The sequence below is a fragment of the Bartonella capreoli genome, assembly GCF_902813205.1.
Taxonomy (GTDB): domain Bacteria; phylum Pseudomonadota; class Alphaproteobacteria; order Rhizobiales; family Rhizobiaceae; genus Bartonella; species Bartonella schoenbuchensis.
Map to the genome: position 1 here is coordinate 1 of NZ_CADDZX010000126.1, position 536 is coordinate 536.

1 protein-coding gene is annotated in these 536 nt (G+C 31.2%); it reads right to left on the reverse strand.

Annotated elements, in window-relative coordinates; genetic code table 11:
* The coding region (secG, locus tag J7R05_RS07660; protein ID WP_208541810.1) for a preprotein translocase subunit SecG at positions 1–251 on the reverse strand (251 nt) is incomplete at its 3' end.
* Between the last annotated feature and the right edge of the window lie 285 nt (positions 252–536).

Genomic DNA, 536 nt, shown 5'->3' on the forward strand with positions numbered 1-536 from the left:
GGAATGCGATTAAGAATATCAGAATCAAAGTTCAATATATTTCCAACCACAACCAATACAATGGACATTGTAAAAAAACAAATTGCCAAGATAGTCGTTAAACTTGTCAAAATGTTTTTGGTCCCACGAGCACTCATAAACCCAGAGCCACTACTTGATCCATGACCGCCTCCTTCTGAAAGATGAATCAACACAACGCCAATCAATGTAATAACAATCAAAAAATGAATGACAATTAGTACTGTTAACATAAACTCTGCTCTAAATGAACATTTATAGATAGTTATATACAAATGGTTCATAAGCCAAGACATAATTATTAAATCTCTACAGAGAATTGACGATAATCATCACAAATATTAAAAAAATTCTTACATTTTAAGCTAGCCATCACAAATAATTAATTAATAAAATGACCTGTACTTACCTGCCCAACTGCAAATAACAATTTAACAAACACTACTTAAAACAACCGCATGATTTATTGATTGTTACGATAAACCTACAAAAACGCAACACTTATAACATTCTTTACC